At 39.5% G+C, this 22,793-nt stretch carries 21 protein-coding genes, 3 pseudogenes and 1 riboswitch; of the genes and pseudogenes, 13 read left to right on the top strand and 11 right to left on the bottom strand.

Features of this window, described 5'->3' with window-relative positions; genetic code table 11:
- Nucleotides 1-179: 179 nt before the first annotated feature.
- Nucleotides 180-965, bottom strand: a complete 786-nt coding sequence (locus AACL61_RS07570; protein ID WP_086142622.1) for a sulfite exporter TauE/SafE family protein — start codon at nucleotides 963-965, stop codon at nucleotides 180-182.
- 108 nt (nucleotides 966-1,073) lie between these two features.
- Nucleotides 1,074-1,163, top strand: a riboswitch (TPP riboswitch).
- Between the two features lie 67 nt (nucleotides 1,164-1,230).
- On the opposite strand from AACL61_RS07570, the gene AACL61_RS07565 reads away from it, so the two are divergent.
- The 5 genes from AACL61_RS07565 to AACL61_RS07545 all read left to right on the top strand — a co-directional run bounded on the left by AACL61_RS07565 (nucleotide 1,231) and on the right by AACL61_RS07545 (nucleotide 6,409).
- Nucleotides 1,231-1,791, top strand: coding sequence for an ECF transporter S component (locus AACL61_RS07565; protein ID WP_019253257.1), 561 nt, complete (start codon nucleotides 1,231-1,233; stop codon nucleotides 1,789-1,791).
- A gap of 4 nt (nucleotides 1,792-1,795) precedes the next feature.
- Complete coding sequence (locus AACL61_RS07560; protein ID WP_086142621.1) at nucleotides 1,796-3,178, top strand: ATP-binding cassette domain-containing protein; 1,383 nt, start codon at nucleotides 1,796-1,798, stop codon at nucleotides 3,176-3,178.
- Nucleotides 3,168-3,821, top strand: a complete 654-nt coding sequence (locus AACL61_RS07555; protein WP_085680786.1) for an energy-coupling factor transporter transmembrane component T family protein — start codon at nucleotides 3,168-3,170, stop codon at nucleotides 3,819-3,821. Before AACL61_RS07560 ends, AACL61_RS07555 begins: the two co-directional genes overlap by 11 nt.
- A 41-nt stretch (nucleotides 3,822-3,862) precedes the next feature.
- On the top strand, nucleotides 3,863-4,204 hold the full coding sequence (locus tag AACL61_RS07550) for a magnetosome magnetite crystal formation protein family (RefSeq protein ID WP_003669070.1): 342 nt from the start codon (nucleotides 3,863-3,865) through the stop codon (nucleotides 4,202-4,204).
- A gap of 243 nt (nucleotides 4,205-4,447) precedes the next feature.
- Nucleotides 4,448-6,409, top strand: a complete 1,962-nt coding sequence (locus AACL61_RS07545) for a cation:proton antiporter (protein WP_339111194.1) — start codon at nucleotides 4,448-4,450, stop codon at nucleotides 6,407-6,409.
- Nucleotides 6,410-6,455: 46 nt separating this feature from the next.
- Here the strand turns inward: AACL61_RS07545 and AACL61_RS07540 are convergent, their stop codons facing one another.
- Nucleotides 6,456-6,812 carry a DUF1304 domain-containing protein gene (locus AACL61_RS07540; RefSeq protein WP_019253253.1) on the bottom strand — a complete coding sequence of 119 codons (357 nt, stop codon included), beginning with the start codon at nucleotides 6,810-6,812 and terminating at the stop codon, nucleotides 6,456-6,458.
- A 13-nt stretch (nucleotides 6,813-6,825) separates the two neighbouring features.
- A complete protein-coding gene (locus AACL61_RS07535; RefSeq protein WP_339111193.1) occupies nucleotides 6,826-7,806 on the bottom strand; it encodes an alpha/beta hydrolase in 981 nt (326 codons plus the stop codon).
- 121 nt (nucleotides 7,807-7,927) lie between these two features.
- On the opposite strand from AACL61_RS07535, the gene AACL61_RS07530 reads away from it, so the two are divergent.
- Nucleotides 7,928-8,341, top strand: coding sequence for a helix-turn-helix domain-containing protein (locus AACL61_RS07530; RefSeq protein WP_003664887.1), 414 nt, complete (start codon nucleotides 7,928-7,930; stop codon nucleotides 8,339-8,341).
- 10 nt (nucleotides 8,342-8,351) lie between these two features.
- Complete coding sequence (locus AACL61_RS07525) at nucleotides 8,352-9,209, top strand: SAM-dependent methyltransferase (RefSeq protein ID WP_086142618.1); 858 nt, start codon at nucleotides 8,352-8,354, stop codon at nucleotides 9,207-9,209.
- A gap of 54 nt (nucleotides 9,210-9,263) precedes the next feature.
- Here AACL61_RS07525 and AACL61_RS07520 read toward each other — a convergent pair.
- Both AACL61_RS07520 and AACL61_RS07515 read right to left on the bottom strand, forming a co-directional pair.
- Nucleotides 9,264-10,239, bottom strand: a pseudogene (locus AACL61_RS07520) (zinc-binding dehydrogenase).
- 44 nt (nucleotides 10,240-10,283) lie between these two features.
- Nucleotides 10,284-11,696: a PTS galactitol transporter subunit IIC gene (locus tag AACL61_RS07515; protein ID WP_086142615.1), complete on the bottom strand. Its 1,413-nt coding sequence runs from the start codon at nucleotides 11,694-11,696 to the stop codon at nucleotides 10,284-10,286.
- Between the two features lie 154 nt (nucleotides 11,697-11,850).
- Here AACL61_RS07515 and AACL61_RS07510 point away from each other — a divergent pair.
- From AACL61_RS07510 to AACL61_RS07500, 3 genes and pseudogenes are all read left to right on the top strand, one after another.
- A pseudogene (locus AACL61_RS07510) lies at nucleotides 11,851-13,019 on the top strand (MFS transporter).
- A 174-nt stretch (nucleotides 13,020-13,193) separates the two neighbouring features.
- Nucleotides 13,194-14,076: pseudogene (locus AACL61_RS07505) on the top strand (ATP-binding cassette domain-containing protein).
- Between the two features lie 10 nt (nucleotides 14,077-14,086).
- Nucleotides 14,087-14,797, top strand: coding sequence for a lantibiotic ABC transporter permease (locus AACL61_RS07500; RefSeq protein ID WP_086142613.1), 711 nt, complete (start codon nucleotides 14,087-14,089; stop codon nucleotides 14,795-14,797).
- A gap of 234 nt (nucleotides 14,798-15,031) precedes the next feature.
- Here the strand turns inward: AACL61_RS07500 and AACL61_RS07495 are convergent, their stop codons facing one another.
- The 3 genes from AACL61_RS07495 to lplA all read right to left on the bottom strand — a co-directional run bounded on the left by AACL61_RS07495 (nucleotide 15,032) and on the right by lplA (nucleotide 17,037).
- Nucleotides 15,032-15,490, bottom strand: a complete 459-nt coding sequence (locus AACL61_RS07495) for a hypothetical protein (RefSeq protein ID WP_086142612.1) — start codon at nucleotides 15,488-15,490, stop codon at nucleotides 15,032-15,034.
- Nucleotides 15,487-15,894, bottom strand: a complete 408-nt coding sequence (locus AACL61_RS07490) for a hypothetical protein (protein ID WP_086142611.1) — start codon at nucleotides 15,892-15,894, stop codon at nucleotides 15,487-15,489. Before AACL61_RS07490 ends, AACL61_RS07495 begins: the two co-directional genes overlap by 4 nt.
- A 129-nt stretch (nucleotides 15,895-16,023) precedes the next feature.
- The gene (gene lplA, locus AACL61_RS07485; protein ID WP_086142610.1) at nucleotides 16,024-17,037 is read right to left on the bottom strand and encodes a lipoate--protein ligase; all 1,014 of its coding nucleotides are present in this window, start codon (nucleotides 17,035-17,037) and stop codon (nucleotides 16,024-16,026) included.
- A gap of 200 nt (nucleotides 17,038-17,237) precedes the next feature.
- Here lplA and AACL61_RS07480 point away from each other — a divergent pair, with 200 nt between their 5' ends.
- Entirely contained in the window at nucleotides 17,238-17,705 is a 468-nt protein-coding gene (locus AACL61_RS07480) for a universal stress protein (RefSeq protein WP_086142609.1), read from the top strand.
- A gap of 11 nt (nucleotides 17,706-17,716) precedes the next feature.
- Complete coding sequence (locus tag AACL61_RS07475; protein ID WP_226061967.1) at nucleotides 17,717-19,645, top strand: elongation factor G; 1,929 nt, start codon at nucleotides 17,717-17,719, stop codon at nucleotides 19,643-19,645.
- Nucleotides 19,646-19,711: 66 nt separating this feature from the next.
- On the opposite strand, the gene AACL61_RS07470 is transcribed toward AACL61_RS07475, so the two are convergent.
- From AACL61_RS07470 to tnpA, 3 genes are all read right to left on the bottom strand, one after another.
- Nucleotides 19,712-20,614, bottom strand: coding sequence for an ROK family protein (locus AACL61_RS07470; protein ID WP_019253770.1), 903 nt, complete (start codon nucleotides 20,612-20,614; stop codon nucleotides 19,712-19,714).
- 25 nt (nucleotides 20,615-20,639) lie between these two features.
- Nucleotides 20,640-21,992 (bottom strand): branched-chain amino acid transport system II carrier protein, encoded by a 1,353-nt coding sequence (brnQ, locus tag AACL61_RS07465; protein ID WP_226061966.1) that lies wholly within the window; start codon nucleotides 21,990-21,992, stop codon nucleotides 20,640-20,642.
- Nucleotides 21,993-22,076: 84 nt separating this feature from the next.
- Complete coding sequence (gene tnpA / locus AACL61_RS07460; protein ID WP_011953568.1) at nucleotides 22,077-22,526, bottom strand: IS200/IS605 family transposase; 450 nt, start codon at nucleotides 22,524-22,526, stop codon at nucleotides 22,077-22,079.
- Nucleotides 22,527-22,600: 74 nt separating this feature from the next.
- Here tnpA and AACL61_RS07455 point away from each other — a divergent pair.
- A partial coding sequence (locus AACL61_RS07455; protein ID WP_339111192.1) for a helix-turn-helix domain-containing protein occupies nucleotides 22,601-22,793 on the top strand: 193 nt, incomplete at its 3' end.

The following is a 22,793-nucleotide window of genomic DNA, read 5'->3' as shown; positions in this document are numbered from 1 at the left end:
CTTGACTAATCGTAGGAAAAGGGAGCGAGACAGAAGTCACTCGTGACTTCGTTTTCGAGCCCTCGCAAGCAACAATAGGCCTCCAATGTTCGGTTTTACCGGACGTTGGAGGCCATTGGTGTACTGCGCCATTTGTCTTTTATGAAAATAACTTGGCTTATGTCACAGTCCCTTTTGTTTTACATTAAATTCCGAATTACCAATGAAACTGCCAAAATCAACGATCCAATCCCGACAATTATTTGCATTAAACGGCCAGGCAGGTGGCGAACAATAATCGGTCCTAAGTAGCCCCCAATTACATTTCCAATCATCAACGGAATAACATAATTCCAATAAATTGTCGTCTCAAGGGCGAACACTATCCAGGATGTTGTATTTGTAACTGTCATCGCAACATTTTTTAGCGCATTATTAACTGCAAAGCTCTTTTGCCGATTGATCACTGTCAGCAAGGTTAGCATTAACACTCCGGCACCGGCATTAAAGAATCCGGAATAAATCCCAACAATAAAAATACCAATGATTGATAAAAATTGGCCGATCCGTGATTTACCAAATAATTTACTGTTTCCTGCCATCGTCCCTGTACTTTGCTTCGGATAATGGGGAAACAACAAGATAATTCCGGCTAACGCAATGCATAATGGCACCAGTTCCGCAAACCACTTACTGGGGACAGCAAATAGCAAAAAAGCCCCAATAATGGAACCAGCAAATACCAATGGCAAAATAATCCATAATTGCCGCCGATTATGCTCTAATTCCTTAAACGATGAAAAGACCGAACTATAGTTACCAGTGACTGTCGAAAAAGCACTCGTTACGTTTGCCATCACTGGCGGTAACCCCAATGCAAGCAGTGATGGGTACGAGACTAATGATGCTAGACCAGCGGCTGCACTAATAATCCCCGAAAGAATCCCAATCCCTAGCAATAATAAAACAAAAACTACTCCACTCATTTTTTAAACCATCCCTTTTAATGCTAGTGTTAATTGTAAACCACTTTTCTAAGATAAGTAACCTAATTAACGATTTGCATTCCGTTATAATATTAGCTATGATAATAGAGAATAAATCTGGGGTGCCAAACGGCTGAGATAATACCCATTGAACCTGCTCTGGTTAATACCAGCGAAGGGAGATTCAGTGATATTAACTTAATGATTAACTCCATGATTTTTTGTCATGGAGTTTTTTTGCCCTTATATCTTAAGGAGTTTTATTATGACTAAACGTTCATTACATTTGCGTGACATTATTTTGCTTGCCCTAATTGGAATTATTTTTGGTGTAATTTATTTTGCAGCCGGCTTTGTCTATAACGGGCTAACTGTTCTACTGACCCCAATTGGTTATGGTCCAATGGCTAACGATTTAACAATGGGAATCTGGTGTATGGCTGGACCGCTTGCCGGCTTTTTGCTACGGACCCCAGGTGCGGCTTTCCTTGGTGAGTTTTTGGGAGCCGCCGTTGAAATGCTTCTCGGCGATCAGTGGGGAGCAGCCAACCTAATTTCTGGAGCAGTTCAAGGTATCGGGTCTGAGTTAGGTTTTACTTTTACGCTTTATAAAATGTATAACTGGTTGACCTTGCTCATCTCATCCCTCACCCTTACATTTGTTACCTTTGGCTGGGATTGGTTCCGCAATGGTTATAATCACTTCAGCGGACAAATGCTAATCATTATGCTTATTGCGCGTTTCATTTCAATGTTTGTCTTCTCTGGAATTCTGGTTAAATTGATTTCTAACCTTCTCCAACGAGCCCACTTAATCAAGCACTAAGACTATGAAAAATATACGATTTAATGATCTTTCCTTTAATTTTGATCAGCAACCAATCCTTAAAAATATCACCGCCGAATTTACGGCCGGAAAGATTCACTTACTTACCGGGGTTTCGGGGAGCGGTAAATCCACTATTCTCAAGTTAATCGCTGGTCTCCTGCCTAAATATGGTGGCGAAATAGTTGCGGGAGCAGTCGATGTACCAACAGATGCTCAAATTGGGATGGTATTTCAGGATCCGTTAATGCAATTTGCCCTTGATACGCCACGCCACGAATTAGAATTCACCCTAGAAAATTGCCAAGTACCAACCGACAAAATCCCAGAACGTGTTAAAAAAGCTTTACGATTTGGTAAAGTTGATGATCTTGCTAATCGGTTAATCACCACTCTTTCTGGTGGGCAACAGCAGCGCGTGGCTTTAGCAGCTGCTACGGCAATACAACCAAACGTGCTTTTATTAGACGAACCCTTTGCCAATATTGATGAAGAAAACCGCCAACTTATCCTTAAACAATTAGTCCGCCTCAGCAGTGACTATCACACAACAATTATCATTACTGACCACGATTTGCATGGTTACGAGCAACTACATCCACTGGTTTGGCAATTAACTAAGGGGCGCCTTGCCCAGCTTTCAAGTAAAAATAGAAACCAACTTTTGACAGCGAGCGCTACTCCCCAAATTACCACTGTCCTTCCCCTGTCAACATTGCCCGCGATTATCAAATTTGATGAATTAGCAATAAAACGAGATAATCATTCCTTACTTTTACCAACCAATTTAGGCATTGTTAAAAATAAAATAACTTTATTAACGGGACCAAATGGGATTGGTAAATCTACCCTTCTAAAGGCAATTGCCCGGCTTTTGAAATATGAAGGAAAAATTGACTATGAGGGGGAAAACATTCAAAAAATATCACTTGGGAAATATTACAAGCATCTGGGACTAATTTTTCAACATGCAAACGATCAATTCCTAAATGTAACCGTTGGCGAAGAACTGGCATTAGGCTTTAAAACTTGCCAGAACCCCTATTTTAATCAACAACAAGTCAACGAAGCATTAGCAGCTCTTGGTCTGAACGGAAGAGAAGATCAAGTTGTTTATTCTTTAAGTGGTGGTCAAAAGAAAAAGCTGCAAATCCTGCTGATGTTAATGCGCGGACAAGAAACCTTATTGCTTGACGAACCATTTACTGGTTTAGATCCAACATCTTTAAAGACTGTCCTGCAACTAATCAAAGCATCCCAAAAAGAAAAGCCACAAACTTTGTTGATTGTTAGTCATCAATTAAGCGGACTTGATGGTTTCATTGATTATCATCTTGCAATGAATCATCAACGTCTTAATTATGTTGGAGGGAGTTATGAATCCTAGTTTAAAATTATTACTTGTTATTTTGCTTTCACTTGAGCTGACTTTTGTAACTAAGCTGTGGATTAATCTGATTGTCATTGTAATGTGTTTGCTAATCCTTATTCATCAGCGATTTCACTGGCGACAATTTTGCTGGTTGGCTTTTGTCCCCCTCTTTCCGGCACTAGCTATTTTTATTACAATTGTCTTCTTCAGTCCTAGTCACAGTTTCTTTGATGGAACTGCTCTTTTTAGTCGACTTTACGTTTATGTCTGCCTTGGAACGGTCTTTACATTTACAACCGATACCTTAACGCTTGCTCGCTCATTAGAACAAAATTGTCACCTTCCTAGCAAATACGCTTATGGGGTGCTCGCCGCTCTTAATCTGATTCCGAAAATGAAACAAGCCGTTACAACTATTTATACGGCCGGACAAATGCGGGGTGTTAATTTACATTGGTGGTCACCAACGCTCTACTTCAAAGCGATTCTGGTTGCTATTCAATGGTCGGATCAATTAGCGCAAGCCATGGAATCACGCGGTTTCGTAGAAGGACAAGCACGAACAGCTACCGTAAATATCCCGATTACCAGCCACGATTGGCTTTCTTTTTTAAGTATTATTTGCCTTGTACAGATAATTGTAATTGCGTTCCCTTGAGTTTTCATGCGATAATAATATAAAAAGAAGGGACTGATATAGTGAACGATAATAATTTAACGGACCGGATCGTTAATGCTTTATCCTATTTAAGCATCTTATTTTTACCAGTTATCTTTCCACTAATCGTGTGGATAATTGCCAAAAGCAGTGATCGACCAACTATTGCTAAAAACGCTCGCTATGCATTTTGGAGTCAAATTTTCCCATTGTTATATGTAATAGGCGCAATTTTAGTCTTTAGTGTCTTTTCATTAAACCCCGCTAACTTCCACGGGGGCGCATTGTTTGGAATTCTCCTAACATTTGCTCTTTTATTAGCCCTTTTGTTATTTATTTATAATATTGCCATGGCCGTGAAAATGCTGATTGGCCGTGAGTAAGCTTAAGTAAGAGAGTAGTAAGTGGGAATTAACCTCCTCGACAAGGCGGTGGGCTAAGGATAGAACGGTGATTAGCACGGCACGGGCTGATTATCGTTCGGACTTAGCCTCGAGCCTTGTGGCGACGCGAAGCTAGTTCCACGATATCTTAACAATGTTCGTATAAATAAAGAGGCTGTTGAAAAAAACAAATTTTTCCAGCCTCAATTTTTTATTCAAAATATCAAGTGAGGTGATTAATCGATGGAAATGATTTTAGGCATTGTTCTTCTATTGACTGCTGTTGTTGCAGCTAATGTTGTTCATCTTGTTTACCCTAAGATTCCACTATCCATCTATCAAATTATTGCAGGAATTCTTTTAGCATCCCTGCCTACTGAGGCCACTAACTTTACCATGCATCCAGAATTATTCATGATGGTGATCATTGCTCCTTTAATGTTTAATGACGGGCAGAACCAATCATTCCGTTATCTTTCGAGCAATATCAAATCGATCCTATCAATGACTGTTGGATTAGCACTTGTAACAGTCTTGATTACTGGTAGCTTTTTACATTGGCTTCAACCAGAAACGTTCTCCTTAGCACTCGCTTTTATGTTGGCTGCGATTGTTACGCCGACTGATGCGGTCGCTGTAAAGTCAATTACTACTAATATGAAGGTACCGAAAAACGTTAATGGTGCTCTGGAATATGAATCCCTCTTTAATGATGCATCGGGAATTGTGCTTTTAGATTTGGCGCTGGAAACATACCGTTCTGGACAATTTTCGCTTAGTCATGGAATCTGGATCTTTGTTTATGTTTTCTTCGGCGGAATTATCTTCGGGGCAGTGCTAGGAAGCCTATTAATTAGTCTCCGTACTAGTTTGATGCGGAAGCACGTTGATATTGGCTCCATCGTTATTCCGATCAACGTAATGACTCCCATCGTTGTTTACTGGTTAGCTGAAGAACTGCACCTTTCAGGAATCCTAGCCGTCGTTGCAGCGGGAGTTGTTCATAGTATCCTCTATGATCGAATGCGGCTTACATCTACTAAAGTGCAAATGTCTACTACCACTATTTGGAACATCATTAGCGATGCGTTAAACGGGTTAGTATTTGTTCTTTTAGGGGTGATGCTTCCGCCGGTACTTGGAAGGACTTCTTGGCAAAATCTGGGTGCAATCGTTGCCTTAGCCTTTGCTATCTATATTATTACAACCCTTTTAAGATTCTTATGGGTCCGGTTTACGTTCGTCAACATTCAATCGACTAACCTCAACCGTGATAGTCTCTTAATGGCGTTAGGAGGAATTCACGGAACGATCACTCTGGCATTAGCTTTCTCGTTGCCAGTTCTGATTAACAACCATCAATTTGCTTTCCGTAATTCAATGATCTTGATTGCCGCAATTGTTATTTTGATTAGTATTGCTGTCGGCGCAATTGGGTATCCAATTATTTTACCGCCTAAATCTAAGAGTTATTCGAAGAGTGAATTTCAAAAAGAACTTATTAAAACAGTTCAATATGCTATTAATGAGCTACGGACTTCAGAAAAATATTCCCCAGAAAAAGCCGTTGTTATTGACCAATTGAGTAGTCAAATGACGCAATACCACGAATTTAATCGTAATGTTTATAGTCAATTAATGGGTAAAGCTCATCAAATTGAATTAGCTACCTTAGACCGATTTAACGAAGAAGGCCGAATCTCTGACAAGGAGGCCAAATTCCTCGTTAATTTTGTTACGCGGTCGATTTTCCGCGTAAATAAACACAGCTTTCTTGAATTATGGGTCATCTTATGGCACCGGTTAAAATGGCGTTTTATTCGCTACCGCCATCTCAAAAAAGGATCCCGCTATAATGTGGGACCAAAATATCAATTAACCAAGGAACAGCGCGCTGAAACAGCTGAGATCCTAGAAATAATTAATCGTGAAATCGATAAATACCTTCATTCGATTGAAACTCCACAAAACGCGAATGAAGTTGCCATGGTACGACGGACGTACTTCCAACGAAAACGATTCTTCCTGCACGATATTTCGATGGATACCGACCTCATTACTTCTTTATTTATTGAGGCATTTCAGCTTGAACATAGTTATGTTCAAATGCAACTTGCTGATGACCAATTTTCACAAGAATTGGCAAACGCATTAAACGAACAGATCTCGACTGATGAATTGGTTTACACTCAATCATTAGACTAAAAAAGGAAATTGCTTTGCAAAATGTTGCAGCAATTTCCTTTTTATCTTAAATAAATGTCAGCAAAAATGCGATTAACGCTGGTAAAAATTGAATTAGAATAATTTTTTTGGTTGCAGTAAGTGCACCAAATAATGCAACAACCATCACAAAAACCAAGAGCATTTGCCATACTAATACTAAGGTTGCCCCACTAAATAACCAGTAACTGGCGATGATAGCTGCTCCTAAGGCTCCGTTATAAATACCCTGGTTAGCGAATGAAACCCGGGCTTCATGCTGTTGCGTAAACTTAAGCGGTAAGTCAAACGCCTTGGCTTGCTGTGCCGGGTTACCAAAGATTTCTAAGGCCATAATACCTAAATGTTCGATTGCAACAAACATCGTAACAATAATTGCAAGCATCTTTTTCCTCCAACTATTTAATATAGTGATCTAAAAATTTTGTCAAATGGCGTTGATATTCGCTGGGATGGGTCGCATACGACTTTGCGTGCGCTGCTCCTGGCACTACCCACAATTCTTTACTGCCCTCTGTTGCACGGTAATTGCGATAAACCATTTCAGTTGGAACAAAATTATCTTTTGCTCCATGGATAAATAGCATTGGGCGATGATTATGACGCAACATATTTAAGGAACTAGCTTCATGAATGTAAAAGCCATTCTTCACTCGATTAATTAAACTCATCGTACTTATTAATGGCACCCGTAAAAACTTCGGAATCCCATATAAATTACCAGCTTCATAATTCAATTCATCATTAAGGCTCGTATATCCACAATCTTCGACAAATGCTTTTACTTGTGGCGGAAGGTTAATACCACTAGTCATCATTGTTGTCGCACCACCCATGCTAACACCAAATAAGACTACCTGACTATCTTCCCCATTATGCCGAATAAGTTTATTAATCCATTTACGAATATCATAACGCTCTGGCCATCCATAACCAATGTATTTCCCTTGGCTTTGACCATGAGCACGCGCATCCGGCATTAGAACATTATACCCCATCTGATGGAAAAGCGCGGCATATTCGCCCATCTTCTCTTTGTTACCCATAAATCCATGGGCAATTACCACATTTTTAGTTGTCGGTTTAGCAGCAGGGATGTAATCAGCAACTAGTTTATAATTTCCACTTGCCGATTTAATTGTCCATTTTTCTTTTTTGGCATGCTTAAACCACATTTTCTGCTCATACAATGGATCATTTCGTGAAATTTTAGTTGAATTATTAATAAAATCCTTATGCCCCGGTACCATTGCCACCGAGAAAAAATAGCTACTAGCGGCAAAGATTGCCACTGCGATTACAACTACAATTCCAATGAGCCATCGCCAAGGATGCCACTGTTTCTTTTTTGTCTTTGTTTTCAAAATAATTAACCCCATGTCGTATCATTTAATCAATGCGCCTAGTTTAGCACACTTTCTGTTATTTTGCATATTCTTTTCATTCAAAATTGTTATGCTAATGTTAAAATAGATAATGATATATTAAGGGAGTGAAATAATGTTTCCAGAACGCCTACGAGCACTTCGCAAAGGACAAAAGATAACCTTAAAGGAGCTTGCTACCCATCTCAATGAAAACCTTGGCCCCAATGAAAAGCCAAACACTGCTTCGCAAATCGGTAACTGGGAACGCGGTATTCGGACCCCGTCATACGTTGAAGCACGAAAACTAGCCGAATTCTTTGATGTCAGTCTGGACTATCTTACCGGAAAAACTGATCGTGATGATTTTGACCTAGCAAAATTATTTTTCTCTAGTAAGAACCTGTCGTTTAATCAAACTGTACTTTCAAGTGATGATCGATATGAAATTTTCCAACTAATTGATGGTTACTTAAAGGGACGACATAATCGCCGGGATACAGACACCTTCTATGGTAAGCAAGAACAACTAGATTTAAAACTTAAATAAGGAGTTTGTAATGAATCCTAAAAAATTAAAACAGCTGAAAAAGCGTGTAAAAAAAGCTCATCAAATTGTTAATGAGCCTTCATATATTCAAGAACTAAATACTTACCGTGACCTATTCGATGACTTTCCTCCTGTAAAATACCTCATTAATAATGTTTTAGAAAGTGATCGACTACTCAAAAACGGCTTATTGCCGCAACCTCTTCCAAAATTATTATTGCCGGATAACATTCAAGATACCATTTTCAAAAAGGTTAATGAACAGTTCCCACAAGGTGATCCACGCGGCGATAAACTTTGGAACAAATATAGTGAGGCGTTGCCAAAATTGGATAAGGCGTTGCGCAACTATCGTGATTATCTCGAAGAAACATACGGAATGTGGTCATACATAAATGCACCTTTTGCCAAAGCACTTTCTGATTATTTAGGCGGGGCGCCGACACTGGAGATTATGGCCGGTAATGGTTATATTTCTAAGGGATTACGCAATAACAATGCGACCCAAAAGATTTATACTACCGATAGTCAGGCATGGGTAAAAGAAAACGAAACGGGCAAACACCCTGTCACTAAGATTGAGAAGTTGGACGCTCTAAAAGCAATCAAAAAGTATGGTAACGAGGTCGAATATGTCATTATGTCATGGGCTCCTGACAAAGGTGAAATTGACTGGGATGTTCTGCAACTTCTTCGTTCAACATACCCCGAAGTCAAATTATTAGTTATTGGCGAAAAAGATGGCGCAACTAACTCTAAGAAATTCTGGCAAGAAGCTCAATTGAGTCAAGACGATGAGTTACAGAAAGTTAATGCTAACTTGCACTCGTTTGATTTGATTGATGAACAGATTTATCTAGCGAAATAAAAAAAGTTGAGGTTAAAAGAGAACAAAAATTTTCTCTTAACCTCAACTTTTTATTTAATCAATTTTAGCCACTAATTTTCCGACTACTTCATGACTTTTAATTGCTATTAAACCATCAATAATTTGATCAAACGGAATCACTTTCTCAATCAAAGGCTTTACATCCCCATTAGCTATTAATTTTAACATTTCCGCATTCATTCGGCTTAAATCAGCCTGCTGATATGGGTTGCCACTGAGATGCGCCCCACCAAGATTAACGACATCCATCCCTAGACCGCGATCAAACATTGGAACATTATCAAGTGAAGGAACGTCAACAATCGTTACTAAGCGTCCATTGTAAGCTAACCGTCGCAAATCAAGTTCTGCTTCTTTTTTACCTACCGTATCAATGATCAAATCAACGCCAAGCCCACCTGTGAGATCGGCTAACTCTTTATCCACATCTTCAGTTTGATAGTTGATGATTGCATCTGGAGCAAGCCGCTTTACGTAGTCATATTTACTCAATGAAACAGTCGTAAATACCTTGCAGCCATGAAGTTTAGCAAGTTGGATAGCGATACTCCCAACACCACCCGCACCAGCATGAACCAACACGGTATAAATTTGCTTTGCGTTCTATTGCTTCATAAGCTGTCAAAGCCCCACATAAAGCACTAGCAGCAACTTCATAGGAAACAGAATCCGGAATCTTAGCTAATTCATAAGTCGGGGCAGTCACATATTCGGCGAAACAACCATTTTGCGTTAAATCCCCATGTCCAGATACCCGGTCACCAACATGCCAATTCGTAACTCCCTGACCAACACCAACAATCTCCCCAGCAACGTCCAATCCAAGGATATGCGGATACTGCCAAGCACTAACGCCGCCTTCAACAATTTTATAGTCAACTGGGTTAAGCCCAGCAGCATGCACTTTGATTAAAACTTCACGTTTAGCCGGCGTAGGAACTGGGACTTCCGCAAAATTCAAATCTTGCAATGAACGATCTGCTGCTTTTTCGACTACTAAGGCTTTCATTTTTCGCTCTCCTTAATTTTATGACAATTATTATGGCACTTTGCCTAAGCATTCTTCATGGCCATCTTATTAAGGTAGTGCCAAATTTGTGAACGATATTTCCGTAATCCGAACAACATCACAAGATAAATGATAACTGCTAGTGAAATCCAAACGGGATTTTCTGATATAAAGGCAGCAAAAACCAATGCATTCAATGGGCGTGCCACTAAATTAAAGCTTGTTACCAAGACCACCCCAGTTGGAATTGCAACGCCATAGTGGGCCACTGCTGCAGTATAGACCGGACTGAGCCAACTAGCCGCATATAAGCCTAAACTAAACCACACAATTCCCGTCGCAATTACTTTTAAGATATTTCCACGAGTCACCGCGACAATTGATTCAATCATGTACGGAATTGCAATTAAATCAACTACCGGAAGGGTCTTATTGCCAGGAAGGATAAAAGCAATTAAAACCATAATCGGGATTAAAATGATTCCGGAAATTAAAGTGGCTGATTCTCCATAGCCAACGCCATCATCAACTGCTAGGAACCACCGCTTTTTATCATAACGGCTATTTTTATTTTCGCCATGCCGTTTCTTCTGCTGTTCATCAATTTCAGTCGCGATGGGAATAAATGCCTTTGCAAATACGTTTGTAACAAGGGGAAAGATCGCCATAACGGCAGCTAGTTGAATCGCAAATTTAGTAATCTGTCCCCACGCGCTTATTTTCCCCAGTGAAGATAAATTACCCAAGATCCCAATTATTAATCCCAGGATAATTCCCATTGTAATTGGTTCCCCAAAGACACCTAGTTTTTTCTGAAAATCTTTAGGGGTCATTTTCACTTTGTTAAATCCCAGTAAATTCCATAACGGATCTAAAATAATTGCTGGAACCACTTGCTCGATATTATGTAAGGAGTCGACGGTGGTATTTTCGATTCCATAATAGTCTGCCCACCGGTCTGCTTGAATCTCCGCTAAGACTAGTGAGTACAGGAGCATAAAAAATTCCAGCCCTAATGATAGCCAATAATTATGAGTTACATAAAAAGCTAGCGTGCCCCAAATCATATACCCAAAATTATTCCAAATATTAGAAGGCAGAAATACTTTGGTAACGCCAAGTGCAAATAAAATTAATTCAGCTAGTAATCCAAAAACAAAAAAAGATAAACCAACCGTTGATCCAAACGCTGCTAATGACCCTGCTTGCCAGCCGATATCAACCACTGGTAGTTTAATCCCCGTATTATCAACCATTTGGCGGACAATCTTAGTCACCACTGGCGTAAATTCTGTGATAATCCAGGTAAAACCAGTTAAACCGACACCAGCATAGAAAGCACTCATCATTGCGGTCTTAGGCTGCACTCGTAGTAATAAAGCAATGATAAAAATTATTATTGGGACAACTACACTCGCGCCAAAAGTTTGAAAAATAGCATTAACTTCTTGAAGCATGTTTTACCTCCTCCATTGAATAAACTGTTACCTATATTTTCCCTAAGACTGGTCTTTTTAGCAAGGCAAAAGGTTTATCTGCGTTTGCTGTAGAAATCTATTCAGAAATTTGCTACAGTATGATGAGTTTAATCTATTAGGGAGGGTACATTTTATGAAATATAGTTTACAAGCTATTATTTTTGTCTTCGTTGCCTTTATGCTTGGATGTAACGAATATATGATTGTCGGCGTTTTACCTGATATTGCCCATGAATACCATGATTCGCTTGGTAAGTTAGGCCTACTTGTAACTGTATTTGCCTTGGTTTATGCTATTTTCACTCCGATTATTACTTCAATGGCAAATCGGTGGCGACGACATCATGTTTTATTAGTTCTCATGGTCATCTTCTTTATCGGCAATACGTGGACAGCAATGGCGCCAAACTTTATTTCAATATTGCTTTCGCGGATTCTAACTGCTAGTGTTGCCGGTGCGATTATCTCAATGGTCCTCGTAATGGCGAGCTATGTTGCGCCGCGTGAAAAAGAGCAAGCCTGGTTTCATGGGTTTTTGCTGGATTTAGTATCGCGTCAGTTATCGGCATTCCAATCGGAACCGTTATCAGCACCACCCTTACTTGGCATGACAGTTTTTGGATGATTTCTGGAATTACGATCATTGTTTTTATCGCCTTGATCTGGCTCGTCCCACGTGATACGCCTCAATTTAAGAGTACCCTTAGCAAGCAGTTTGTGTTATTTAAGGATTCACGAATCATTCTCGGTGTTAGTTTCATTGTTGCTATTTGTGCGGCTGACTACACAATTTATACCTATATTCGTCCTTTAATCACTAACGAAATGGGCTTTGATAATACCTGGTTGAACTGGCTCTTGTTTGGAATGGGAATCTTCTTTATTATTGGTAATAAATTTGGTGGATACTTGGCTGACCGTGGCGGAATCCACCGGCTCAGTGGGATTTACGCGGCAATGACAGTCTTATTCCTCATCTTTGGCCCCGTCTTACCATTCAAGTGGGGCGCCATTATTATTGTGGCTGTCTTATGTATTGCCTTTTCATGCTATGGTTCTTCCACCCAATTAATGTTCCTTGATATTGCCGAAAAACAATATCCTCAATCACTTGACTTAGCTTCATCCTTAAACTCGATTTTTGCTAATATTGGTATTTCACTGGGCTCTTTTACTGCCTCTCAGGCTGTCAACTTCACTGCCATGAAAAACCTCGGTTATGTCGGCGCAGTCTATGGGCTTCTTGCAACAATACTAGTCATCGTCCTGAGCAAAAAATATACGGGGATGCGCAATTATTAATCTTAACTTTGAGTACAGATGGATTTTTCTATCTGTGCTTTTTTATTTCCCGGGAAATTTATATGCAACTAATAGTAGCGAGGTGAGCAATTGTTGTTATCTAAGGATTCTATTGACCTTTTAAGCAGATCCAATTAAATTCTAAATATAGATTTTGAAAAGGAGCTTTTTGCTATGTCGTACTCTTTCCCGCATCAACTGCTCAAATTGCGGACTGAAAAACAACTATCACAAGCTGAACTGGCTACGCGTCTATTCGTTTCCCGCCAAGCCGTCTCCAAATGGGAAAATGGGGATGCTGAACCAAGCATCGATAAGCTGATTTTGCTTGCTAAAGTTTTTAAGGTTTCATTAGACCGCCTCATCCTAGGAACAAACGACTTTAATCAACCACTGGTAAAACTTAATAATATTGTTAAAACTTTTAACTCACCAGTTCTCAACAGCCTTGATTTAACTATTCACAATAATGAACGCATTGCCCTCCCTTGGTAGTAACGGCGCTGGTAAAACAACTTTAGTAAAGATAATTGAAGGTGCTTTGAAACCCAACGAAGGTACTGTTAAATGGGATTTTAATAAAAATGATTCTTTAAATATCATGTCCCAAGAAAATGTTTTAATTCCGACCCTAAAAGTTAAAGAGCAGATTATCTTGACAGCCGCCATAACTAAGGTTGATTCAAAACAACGAATCAATTATCTTCTTGATCAATTTAAATTATCATCCCAGCAAAATACAATTATTGCGAAATTATCAGGTGGACAAAAACGTCGCCTTTCGCTCTTGCTTAGTGTCCTCCGTCAGTCCAAGCTTTTGATCCTAGACGAGCCGACTGTTGGGATGGATTTAGAATCAATTGACTATTTTTGGCATTTTATTGAAAAGGTTTCGGGAAGTATTTTAGTTATTACTCATGATTTCAATCAAATTGATAAATTCTTTTCCCGTGTTCTGCTCCTTAAAGATGGCCAAATCTCTCATGACATCCCTGTTAAGGAAATCCACCAACATAATCAGACAATCGAACAATGGTATCGTCAACACAATCGTTAGGAGTTTTTTTATGAGTATCATAGCAATTCAACTAAAACAAGTTTTGCGCAATCGTCGTTTCTTTCTTTTTACTATTCTGCTGCCAGGTATTTGGTATGTGTTTATGATTCAAGTTGCTAGTACATCCCTCCCCGCCACTGGCAACTTCCGGCTCGCTTTACTCTTGCTTACTCTCCTGATTGGAATACTCGGTAATTCAATCGTTACTTTCAGCAAACGGATTTGCAGTAATAAAGACTTCTACATTCTTCAATCGCACATTACTCACTACTCTCTGTGGAACTATTTATTTTCGCAATTAATTACCCAAGTCATCATCAATTTGTTCATCACCATCGTAATTATGATTCTTGCTATTTTTCTTCATACTATCGAGTTCAATTTCATTACTATCACCAGTATTTTGTTAACCAATATCATCGGAATATATCTAAGTGTGATCGGGTTTGCAATTGGTCTTTCCTTTGACGCACCGACTGTTGATGCCGCTGGAACCCCAATCCTATTTATAATCGCAACTTTTATTATTCCGTGGAAACACCTCTTACCAGCTAATTCTTTTATTGACTTTTTTACTAATGTTCAAAAGCTATTTCCAACTTATTACCTTTATGCCGACCTTGATCATCTATCAGTTAGTCATCTTGGGCTACTATTTGTAACTGCGATTATTACGCTGTTACCTTGGCTTGGCTTTATCTACCGAAAATTTATCAATTAAAAAAACCGGAATACCTAGTACTAAACATACTAAGTATTCCGGCTTTTTCGTGTATTGATATTATCTCAAGTCAATCAGCACTGTCCACATGGCTGATTAACTGGACACCTCACAATCCGGTGAGTTAATGTGCCCCACTTGTCAAAATGTCAATGGTAGCTTTTAGGGTCGCTACCAGACCTCTCGACTCATCGCAAACTATAATTTAGCATATTTGCCCCATTGATGCAACTATTATGCTCTTGCTTCCATTATATCTGCAAGGTGTTCGGCTACCCATTCTTGAGCTTTAGTAACCAAATCAGTTGTCTTTCCGCCTTGATCGGTTTCATTTGCTAATTCATCGATCCGCAATCCCGTTTTATTAATATCTTCACTCTCCATTACTAAATAAAGATTAACAGGGTACTCGATCTCTTTATCCAATAATTTAACATCTAATCGCTCTGCCTCATCCATCGGTATGTTGATTAGGTTGGTTTCTAAGCGAAAGCTAACTGGATCACCTTTTTTCATTTTAATATTCATCTTATATTGACCAAGGTGTCCCGTATCAAGCTGTTCAATCATAAAGTTAATTGCAGTTGTTAATACTGCTTTTTGCTGTGATTGGGCAGCAGTTTTTTCAACTTCTTCTGTCACAACCTGATCGCTCGTCAACTGTGACAAATAATCAGCTACTGACATCTTCATTTTTTCATTTGCTCCTTCATTTTTTCAATTTTAGCTTTTGTATAGTCTGCACGCTGTTTTGCACCATAATAAACACCAGCAGCTCCTACTAAAATTCCAACAATACTTAGTGCTTGAATAAATAATCCGTAGGCACTTTCTCGTGGACTTACCATTTGAAATGCGGCTAAACTAGCGATTGCAAAATAAAGGTTTACTAAAATCGTTGCATATCCACAAAAGCGCATCTTTAAAAACGATAATCCGTTAACGATGATTGCTAAAACGATAAAGAGGAGCAGCCGCGGCCATACAGATGATGATGTCAGCGAGTGACCATGCTGAACAAACATAAAAGCATCAAGGACTAATGCAATTACTGCTGCTACTGATGTTACAATAACAACTTTTTTATTATTTTTCATTTATTTTGCCAACTTTCTTTTTTGCTATCCCCACGGATAACCGCTATTTTTACATCCCCACTTAGCGAAAAAAGGAATGTAACGATCAATTACACTCCTCATTTTACTAAATTAAGTTAAAAAGCTCAATTATGCGAGTAAATCAGCTACTTCAGCGGTTGGAATTCCCGTAATATATTGCTGGGTTCCTTCCCCTTCAAGGACTTTAGCAATTTCATCATGGTCATACTTAACCCCTTGGAGCTTTTCTGCTAATTGGTTAATATCCTGCGGGCCAAAGAAATCGCCATAGAATTTTACGTTTTTGATTACGCCATCTTTAACATCAAAGCGGGCATCAATTGTCCCCATATCAAAGTGTTTCCGCCGCTTAATCGTAAATTCTGGCGACTTACCATAGACCCAATCCCAGTTGTTATAGTACTGCTCATAGATCTTATCAATTTCTTTTTGATCCTCGGGGGTAACCACGTATTGCTTATCCTTAATCTCCTCAAGGTCGTCAACATGGAAGAGACCCTTAAGCAATTCATCCCTAAATGTCGGCACATCAATATCTTGGTACTTTTCATCCAAGTATGGGCGGAGATTCGTAACCCGTGATCGAACGGATTTGATCCCCTTTGAAGCAATCTTATCTTTTGCCACATGAAGGGCATCCGTGACGACACTTAAGTCAACGTCAAGCATTAATGTTCCATGGGAGAATGTCTTTCCATTACGTGAATACATCGCATTTCCCGAGAATTTCTTACCATCAACTAAAATATCATTACGACCGCTAACCTCTGCACTGGTAGCACCCATTTGATGAAGAACATTAACAATTGGCTGGGTAAACGATTTAAAGTCACCAAATTCCTCACTATCGCTTGGGACTACAAAACTAAAGCAAAGGTTCCCTAAGTCTTGATAAACAGCGCCACCGCCTGATAAACGACGGGTTACTCGGATATTGTGTTCTTTTACATAATCATGATTAATCTCTTCAAGCGTATTTTGGTTCCGGCCCACGATAATACATGGTTCTTCATAATAAAATAGTACTAAAGGCTCTTTCCCAAAATCCTTATTATTCATTAAATATTGTTCTGTAGCTAAATTCATTCCAATATTATGAGAAGTCATTGAAACATAACGCATAACTAGCACCCTCTTATAAAAACATCAACATAAATAGACTAAAGTTTTACTTTTGTCATTTAGTCATCCAATTGTAGTGTACGTCTTTTAGTAAGCGTTTGCAACATATTATCTACAAAGTAAAAAATACTTTCTTTTTTACATCTTTTTAGGGCGAAAACATTTTATAATAAAGGTATAAACTTTCGGAGGTGTCTATTATGACAGAAATTTATCCATACAAACACATTCTAGTTGCTGTCGATGGCTCAAAAATTACTAGTAACGTCTTAGAAAGTGCCATTGATTCTGCACTACGGAATCATGCTAGCCTTGATATCTTACGGATCGTTCAAGTAACGCAACTAACAGATGGCTATAGCAATGCGGCCCTTAGTAACGAAGAAACATATAATATTGTTAAAACCACCAAGGAACGACTCGATGACTTGAAAAAGCGTGCGGTCGATGCGGGGGTTGAAGACGTTAACGTTCATATCCGATTTGGAAATCCAAAACGTGTTATTGCCCATGAATTTCCGTCAGATCACAACACCGACTTGATTGTTCTCGGTGCGACTGGTGTATCTGGTCTTGAACGCTTTGTTCTTGGCTCTGTTACCCACTATGCTAGTCGGATGGCAAAATGTGATGTTCTTGTTGTTCGCAAAAACGACCATGTTAACTAGGTGAAAAAACGGTGAAACAAATTGTTGCTGGCATCGTTGCTCATGTCGATGCTGGAAAAACGACTTTAACCGAAGCCCTCATGTATGAAACCGGCGCTATTCGAAAACTAGGCCGCGTGGATAATGGGGATGCTTTTTTAGATCCTGATACGCTCGAAAAACAGCGCGGAATCACTCTTTTTACCCATCAAGCTGAGCTAACCTACAATGACCTTGCGCTTACCCTTCTCGACACCCCGGGACACGTCGATTTTGCTAGTCAAACAGAGCAAGTTTTGCCAGTTCTTGATTATGCAATTCTTGTAATTTCAGCTACTGACGGCATTCAGGGATACACGCGCACATTATGGGATCTTCTTGCGCGTTATGATATCCCAACCTTCATTTTCATTAACAAAGATGACGTGATTGGCGCTGATCCTAGCGGTGTTATCAAGCAACTGCAAAAAGAATTTTCGCCGGCTTGCCTTAATTTTGCTGATCCATTAACTGATGAAGTTCGTGAAACAATTGCCATGCAGGATGATACAGTTTTAGAAAACTACCTCAGTACTGGCAGCCTTAGCGATCAAACAATTCAGCAATTGATTAAACAACGTAAAGTGTTCCCTTGTTATCGTGGAGCAGCCCTAAAGTTAAGTGGAATCACTAATTTCTTAAAGGGACTTGAGAAATGGACAGTTACGCTTGCGTTTTCTGATGAGTTTGCGGCGCGGGTATTTAAAATTTCCCATGATGACAAGGGCAACAGACTTAGTTGGGTTCGCGTATTCGGTGGCAAAATTCCAGCTAAATCAGTTTTACTAAACGAAGAAAAAGTGAACCAAATCCGAATATATAACGGGGCTAAATTTACCCCAACTCAGGTTTTAAACGCAGGTCAAGTCGGTGCTCTTACTGGATTAACTTCCACAGCCCCTGGACTTGGTCTTGGTAAAACAAAGCCGCTCCCGGCGCCAGTCATAAAACCGGTCTTAAATTATGCTGTTAAAGTTAATAAAGAGGACCTTCATGCTTGTCTCAACGCCTTAAAAGAGCTTGAAGATGAAGATCCACAACTACAGATCTCTTGGCATCCTCACATCCAAGAAATTCACGTTCAGATTATGGGAGAAGTTCAACTTCAGATTCTGCAACAATTGCTTCAAGAACGTTACCAATTGGAAGTTACATTTGATGAAGGAAACGTTCTTTATCAAGAAACGATTACTAACAAAGTCGAAGGGGTCGGCCACTTTGAACCATTACGTCACTATGCCGAGGCCCACCTTCTTTTAGAACCGGGAAAACAAGGCTCTGGAATTACAATTAGCAGTGATTGCAGTCTTGATATCCTGGATCGCAATTGGCAACACCAGATCTTAACTAGTTTACAGGCCAAAGAACATTTAGGGGTTCTTACAGGAGCTCCCCTTACCGATGTCAAAATCACCCTCATTGGTGGTCGCGGCCATATTAAACATACAGTTGGTGGAGATTTTCGTCAGGCTAGTTGGCGAGCGGTTCGCCAAGGATTGATGGAATTAAAGGGACAAAACGAATGTCAATTATTAGAGCCTTGGTATGCTTTTCATCTTAAAGTCCCGAATGACCAAGTAGGACGCGCAATTAATGACATTCAACAAATGCATGGTACGTTCGAGCTTGATGAAGCTAATAGTCAAGCCCTAACCCTGATTACGGGAACCGCTCCTGTTGTGGGCATGCGCGACTACGCCCAAAGCGTTCGCGCCTATACTCATGGCCAGGGTCAGCTCGAGCTTGTTGTTGCTGGCTATTATCCATGTCATAATGCTGAAGATGTTATTAGAAATGTTAATTATGATCCGGTTGCTGACCTAGAAAACACTCCCGATTCCGTCTTCTGTGCGCATGGTGCTGGTTTCCCCGTTCCATGGAATGAAGTCCCAGCAATGGCGCATTATCCGTATAGAAAATAGGTTGTTGATATTGCCATGAATAAAGAGGAGCTAGAAGAAAAATTTCTTCTAACCCCTCTTTATTTTTCATTCAATTGTCAATAGCAATCCATACAATGCACCTAATAAATTAGCTTCATTGCCAAACTTTGCGGTCATTATTTCTGGCATCGTGACATCATCATGAAGACGGTAATCACTCTTTTGCAGAATCATAAATTGCTTCTTTATTTCATCAATTAAAATTTTTTGCGTACTAATGCCACCACCAATGAGCACACGTTCAAGATCAACAACTGTCTGGATATTTAAAATCAAAACAGCTACTCGCCGACAAAATCCTTCAAATAAGGACCAAATAACTGGATTATGACGATTAATTTCTTTAAATACTCGCCGGCCATCAGTTTTATCCTTAATATCACAAATATCAGCCATGGTTTCAATCATCTTAACTGCTGAAGTAGTAGCCCCCATTGTCGAATAGTGAAGTTCAGGCGCATCATTATCAATGATCATGGCACTTAATTCACCGGCCTGAAAATGTGGTCCGTGCAAGAGCTGGTTATTAATAACAATCCCGCCGCCAACTGAAGTTCCTAATGTAATTACAGCGCCATTACTGATACCGTTGAGATTGCCAAGCCACATTTCCGCCAATGTCGCACAATTAGCATCATTACCAACATATACTGGGCAATGAGCTCGTGATTCCAGATAGGCCGCAAAGTTAAAGGTCCCCATAAAGCCAAGGGCACCAGTAAACTTTACCTCTCCAGTCGTCGGATTAACGACTCCTGGAAGACTGACACAAATCGCAGTAACCCTGTCTAAAACCGGCTCCACAACAGCAAAGATTGCAGCCAGAAATGCTTCTTTTTGATGAGGAGTTGGGACATGATTTTTTTCAAAAATATTACCAGAGTGATCAATTAACGCACTCTTTATCTCTGTCCCACCAATATCAATACTCAAATACTGTCGTTGCATAACTCCTCACCTCATCTCTCTTATATTATACACGACTCCGCTGCTGAGGGTACCATATACAAATACTGATGAATAAGCCCACCAGGGTAAAAGGCAACCAACTAAAGCCAAGTTGATACAAGGGAAAGTATTTTTCTGCAAAATGAATTAATGACACACTAAATGTGGTATCCCGTAAAACCGGTGGGAAAGCATTTACCATATCAAAAAATGCAGGAATCATTGTTATACCTGTCGTGATTCGGTAAATTAACGAAGCTCCCTTGAATAGGGGCGAAAAAATACCTAGTAGGATCAACACAATGGCTAATGGATAAAGGAACATTAAAACTGGTATCGACCATGAAACGATCCGATCTAATCCCATGTTAGCAACTAGAAATGACAATAGGCAATTGCCCCGTAAAAAGGCTTTATAAGAAATCTGGGGAAAACGATAATGAAAGTCCTGGGCAAAAGCGACTACTAACCCCATCGCCGTTGTCATACACGTGATTGTCGCAAGGGTTAACAATAATACATTTCCAAAATCCCCCATATAATAATGAGCAATTTGATTTAATGTTGTTCCCCCATTAGCTGCGATTGTGAATTGGTGCCGACTCGTTGTCCCCAAATAAATTAGTCCAATATATAAAATCCCAATTCCCAAAATTCCAATCATTCCACCCTTGGTAGTAGCGAGTGAAACTGATTGTTGAGATTTGAAACCAAGTTGGCGAATTGCGGTAATAATCGTAACGCCAAAAACCAATGCTGCTAATGCATCAACAGTGTTATATCCCTGTATAAAACCATTACTAAAGGCATGATTAACATATTCTGGAGTTGGTTGGGGAGTAGATGTACTTCCCATTGGATGAATGGAGGCGAGAAGAAAGATCAAAAATAACATAATAAGGAAAATCGGATTTAAAACCTTACCAATTATTTCGGTGATTTTTCCTTCACGCGTTGCAAAAAAGTAAACAATTAGAAAAAATGCTCCGGTATAGGCTAATAATCCCCAACCTTGCATCCCTTTACTTAAATATGGCGCAACTCCAATCGTATAAGGAACAGTTGCTGTACGCGGGGTTGCACATAAAGGTCCAATAATTATTTGAACCAGGACAAGGAAAATAAGAGCAAACCTTTTCCCATTTGGTAAAGCTAGTTCATATAATCCATTTGCATGTGTAATACTAATCGCTAGTAATGCAAATAGCGGTAAAAGAACACCAGAAAGCAAGAATCCACCCGTTGCTGCTATCCACTGGTTACCGGCTAATTGTCCTAAATGCACAGGAAAAATTAAATTTCCTGCCCCAAATAACATTCCAAAAATTAGCGACCCAATTACCAAGTAGGTTTTACACGCTGCTTTAATTGAGCTCATAGTTAATCACTCATTCCTTTTCTCTAAATTTAATGATATTCAGCCGGAAATCCCGTGACTCTAGTCATGGGATGGAAGGCCCTATCAAGCTCCGTAAGGAGCTTTGTTCATTTCATTGTATTTTTGATCGTTTATATATTTCTCGACAACTTCTTTACTCATATTACCTAACGTGCTCATGTAGTAACTAGGCGACCATAAATGACCACTCCAGGATTGGGACTGCCGAATTTCCGGGTGTCGACGTAAGAAAATAAAGGCGCTTCTGCCTTTGAGCGCTTTGATGGCACTAGTCGGTGCCTTGCTAGGCGGAAAGCTAATTAAGACATGAACATGGTCAGGCATAACTTCCATTTTCTCGATTACAATTTCGTTATCCTCGGCTACTTGCCATAGGATCTCCTTCATTTCGTTTGATAACTCATCAGTAGTAAAAGTTTTATGACGATATTTAGTAACCCAAATTAGATGGAAATGGAAATTATAGATATATCGTCTGGTATATACTGCATCCTTGATTTTATCTTTACTCATTTTATTTACCTCTATATTTATCATCATTGACATATGATATAATGTCATTATATCAACAAAGAAGGTGAAATTAAATGAAGTCAATGGCAAAAATGCAATATCATTATGGTCTGAAAATGCGCTGCTATCCTAGTGACCAACAAAAGCAGTTGATTAAAATTAATAGTGACGCTAGTCGCTTTATCTATAACGAAATGGTTGCGATCGGTAAGGAACTAATGCAACTTCGCAGAGTTAAATTACCGATTGACACAGTTCAGGATCGTA

The organism is Limosilactobacillus reuteri subsp. porcinus, from assembly GCF_036621895.1.
GTDB classification, from domain to species: Bacteria; Bacillota; Bacilli; order Lactobacillales; family Lactobacillaceae; genus Limosilactobacillus; species Limosilactobacillus reuteri_J.
The sequence above is the reverse complement of the archived record's forward strand: the minus strand, read 5'-3'. Positions and strand labels throughout refer to the sequence as shown.

Excerpts from the sequence above, each read along its gene's own strand:
- lplA (WP_086142610.1), bottom strand. The coding sequence starts at position 17,037 with ATGCGTTATGTTTCAATGACTTCTCATAATATTGGAATGAATTTAGCT.
- AACL61_RS07530 (WP_003664887.1), top strand. The coding sequence starts at position 7,928 with ATGTTTCCAGAACGCCTACGAGCACTTCGCAAAGGACAAAAGATAACC.
- AACL61_RS07525 (WP_086142618.1), top strand. The coding sequence starts at position 8,352 with ATGAATCCTAAAAAATTAAAACAGCTGAAAAAGCGTGTAAAAAAAGCT.
- AACL61_RS07565 (WP_019253257.1), top strand. The coding sequence starts at position 1,231 with ATGACTAAACGTTCATTACATTTGCGTGACATTATTTTGCTTGCCCTA.
- AACL61_RS07490 (WP_086142611.1), bottom strand. The coding sequence starts at position 15,894 with ATGAAAAATAATAAAAAAGTTGTTATTGTAACATCAGTAGCAGCAGTA.
- AACL61_RS07555 (WP_085680786.1), top strand. The coding sequence starts at position 3,168 with ATGAATCCTAGTTTAAAATTATTACTTGTTATTTTGCTTTCACTTGAG.
- AACL61_RS07480 (WP_086142609.1), top strand. The coding sequence starts at position 17,238 with ATGACAGAAATTTATCCATACAAACACATTCTAGTTGCTGTCGATGGC.
- AACL61_RS07535 (WP_339111193.1), bottom strand. The coding sequence starts at position 7,806 with ATGGGGTTAATTATTTTGAAAACAAAGACAAAAAAGAAACAGTGGCAT.
- AACL61_RS07470 (WP_019253770.1), bottom strand. The coding sequence starts at position 20,614 with ATGCAACGACAGTATTTGAGTATTGATATTGGTGGGACAGAGATAAAG.
- AACL61_RS07540 (WP_019253253.1), bottom strand. The coding sequence starts at position 6,812 with ATGCTTGCAATTATTGTTACGATGTTTGTTGCAATCGAACATTTAGGT.
- brnQ (WP_226061966.1), bottom strand. The coding sequence starts at position 21,992 with ATGAGCTCAATTAAAGCAGCGTGTAAAACCTACTTGGTAATTGGGTCG.
- tnpA (WP_011953568.1), bottom strand. The coding sequence starts at position 22,526 with ATGAGTAAAGATAAAATCAAGGATGCAGTATATACCAGACGATATATC.
- AACL61_RS07545 (WP_339111194.1), top strand. The coding sequence starts at position 4,448 with ATGGAAATGATTTTAGGCATTGTTCTTCTATTGACTGCTGTTGTTGCA.
- AACL61_RS07570 (WP_086142622.1), bottom strand. The coding sequence starts at position 965 with ATGAGTGGAGTAGTTTTTGTTTTATTATTGCTAGGGATTGGGATTCTT.
- AACL61_RS07515 (WP_086142615.1), bottom strand. The coding sequence starts at position 11,696 with ATGCTTCAAGAAGTTAATGCTATTTTTCAAACTTTTGGCGCGAGTGTA.
- AACL61_RS07500 (WP_086142613.1), top strand. The coding sequence starts at position 14,087 with ATGAGTATCATAGCAATTCAACTAAAACAAGTTTTGCGCAATCGTCGT.
- AACL61_RS07495 (WP_086142612.1), bottom strand. The coding sequence starts at position 15,490 with ATGAAGATGTCAGTAGCTGATTATTTGTCACAGTTGACGAGCGATCAG.
- AACL61_RS07560 (WP_086142621.1), top strand. The coding sequence starts at position 1,796 with ATGAAAAATATACGATTTAATGATCTTTCCTTTAATTTTGATCAGCAA.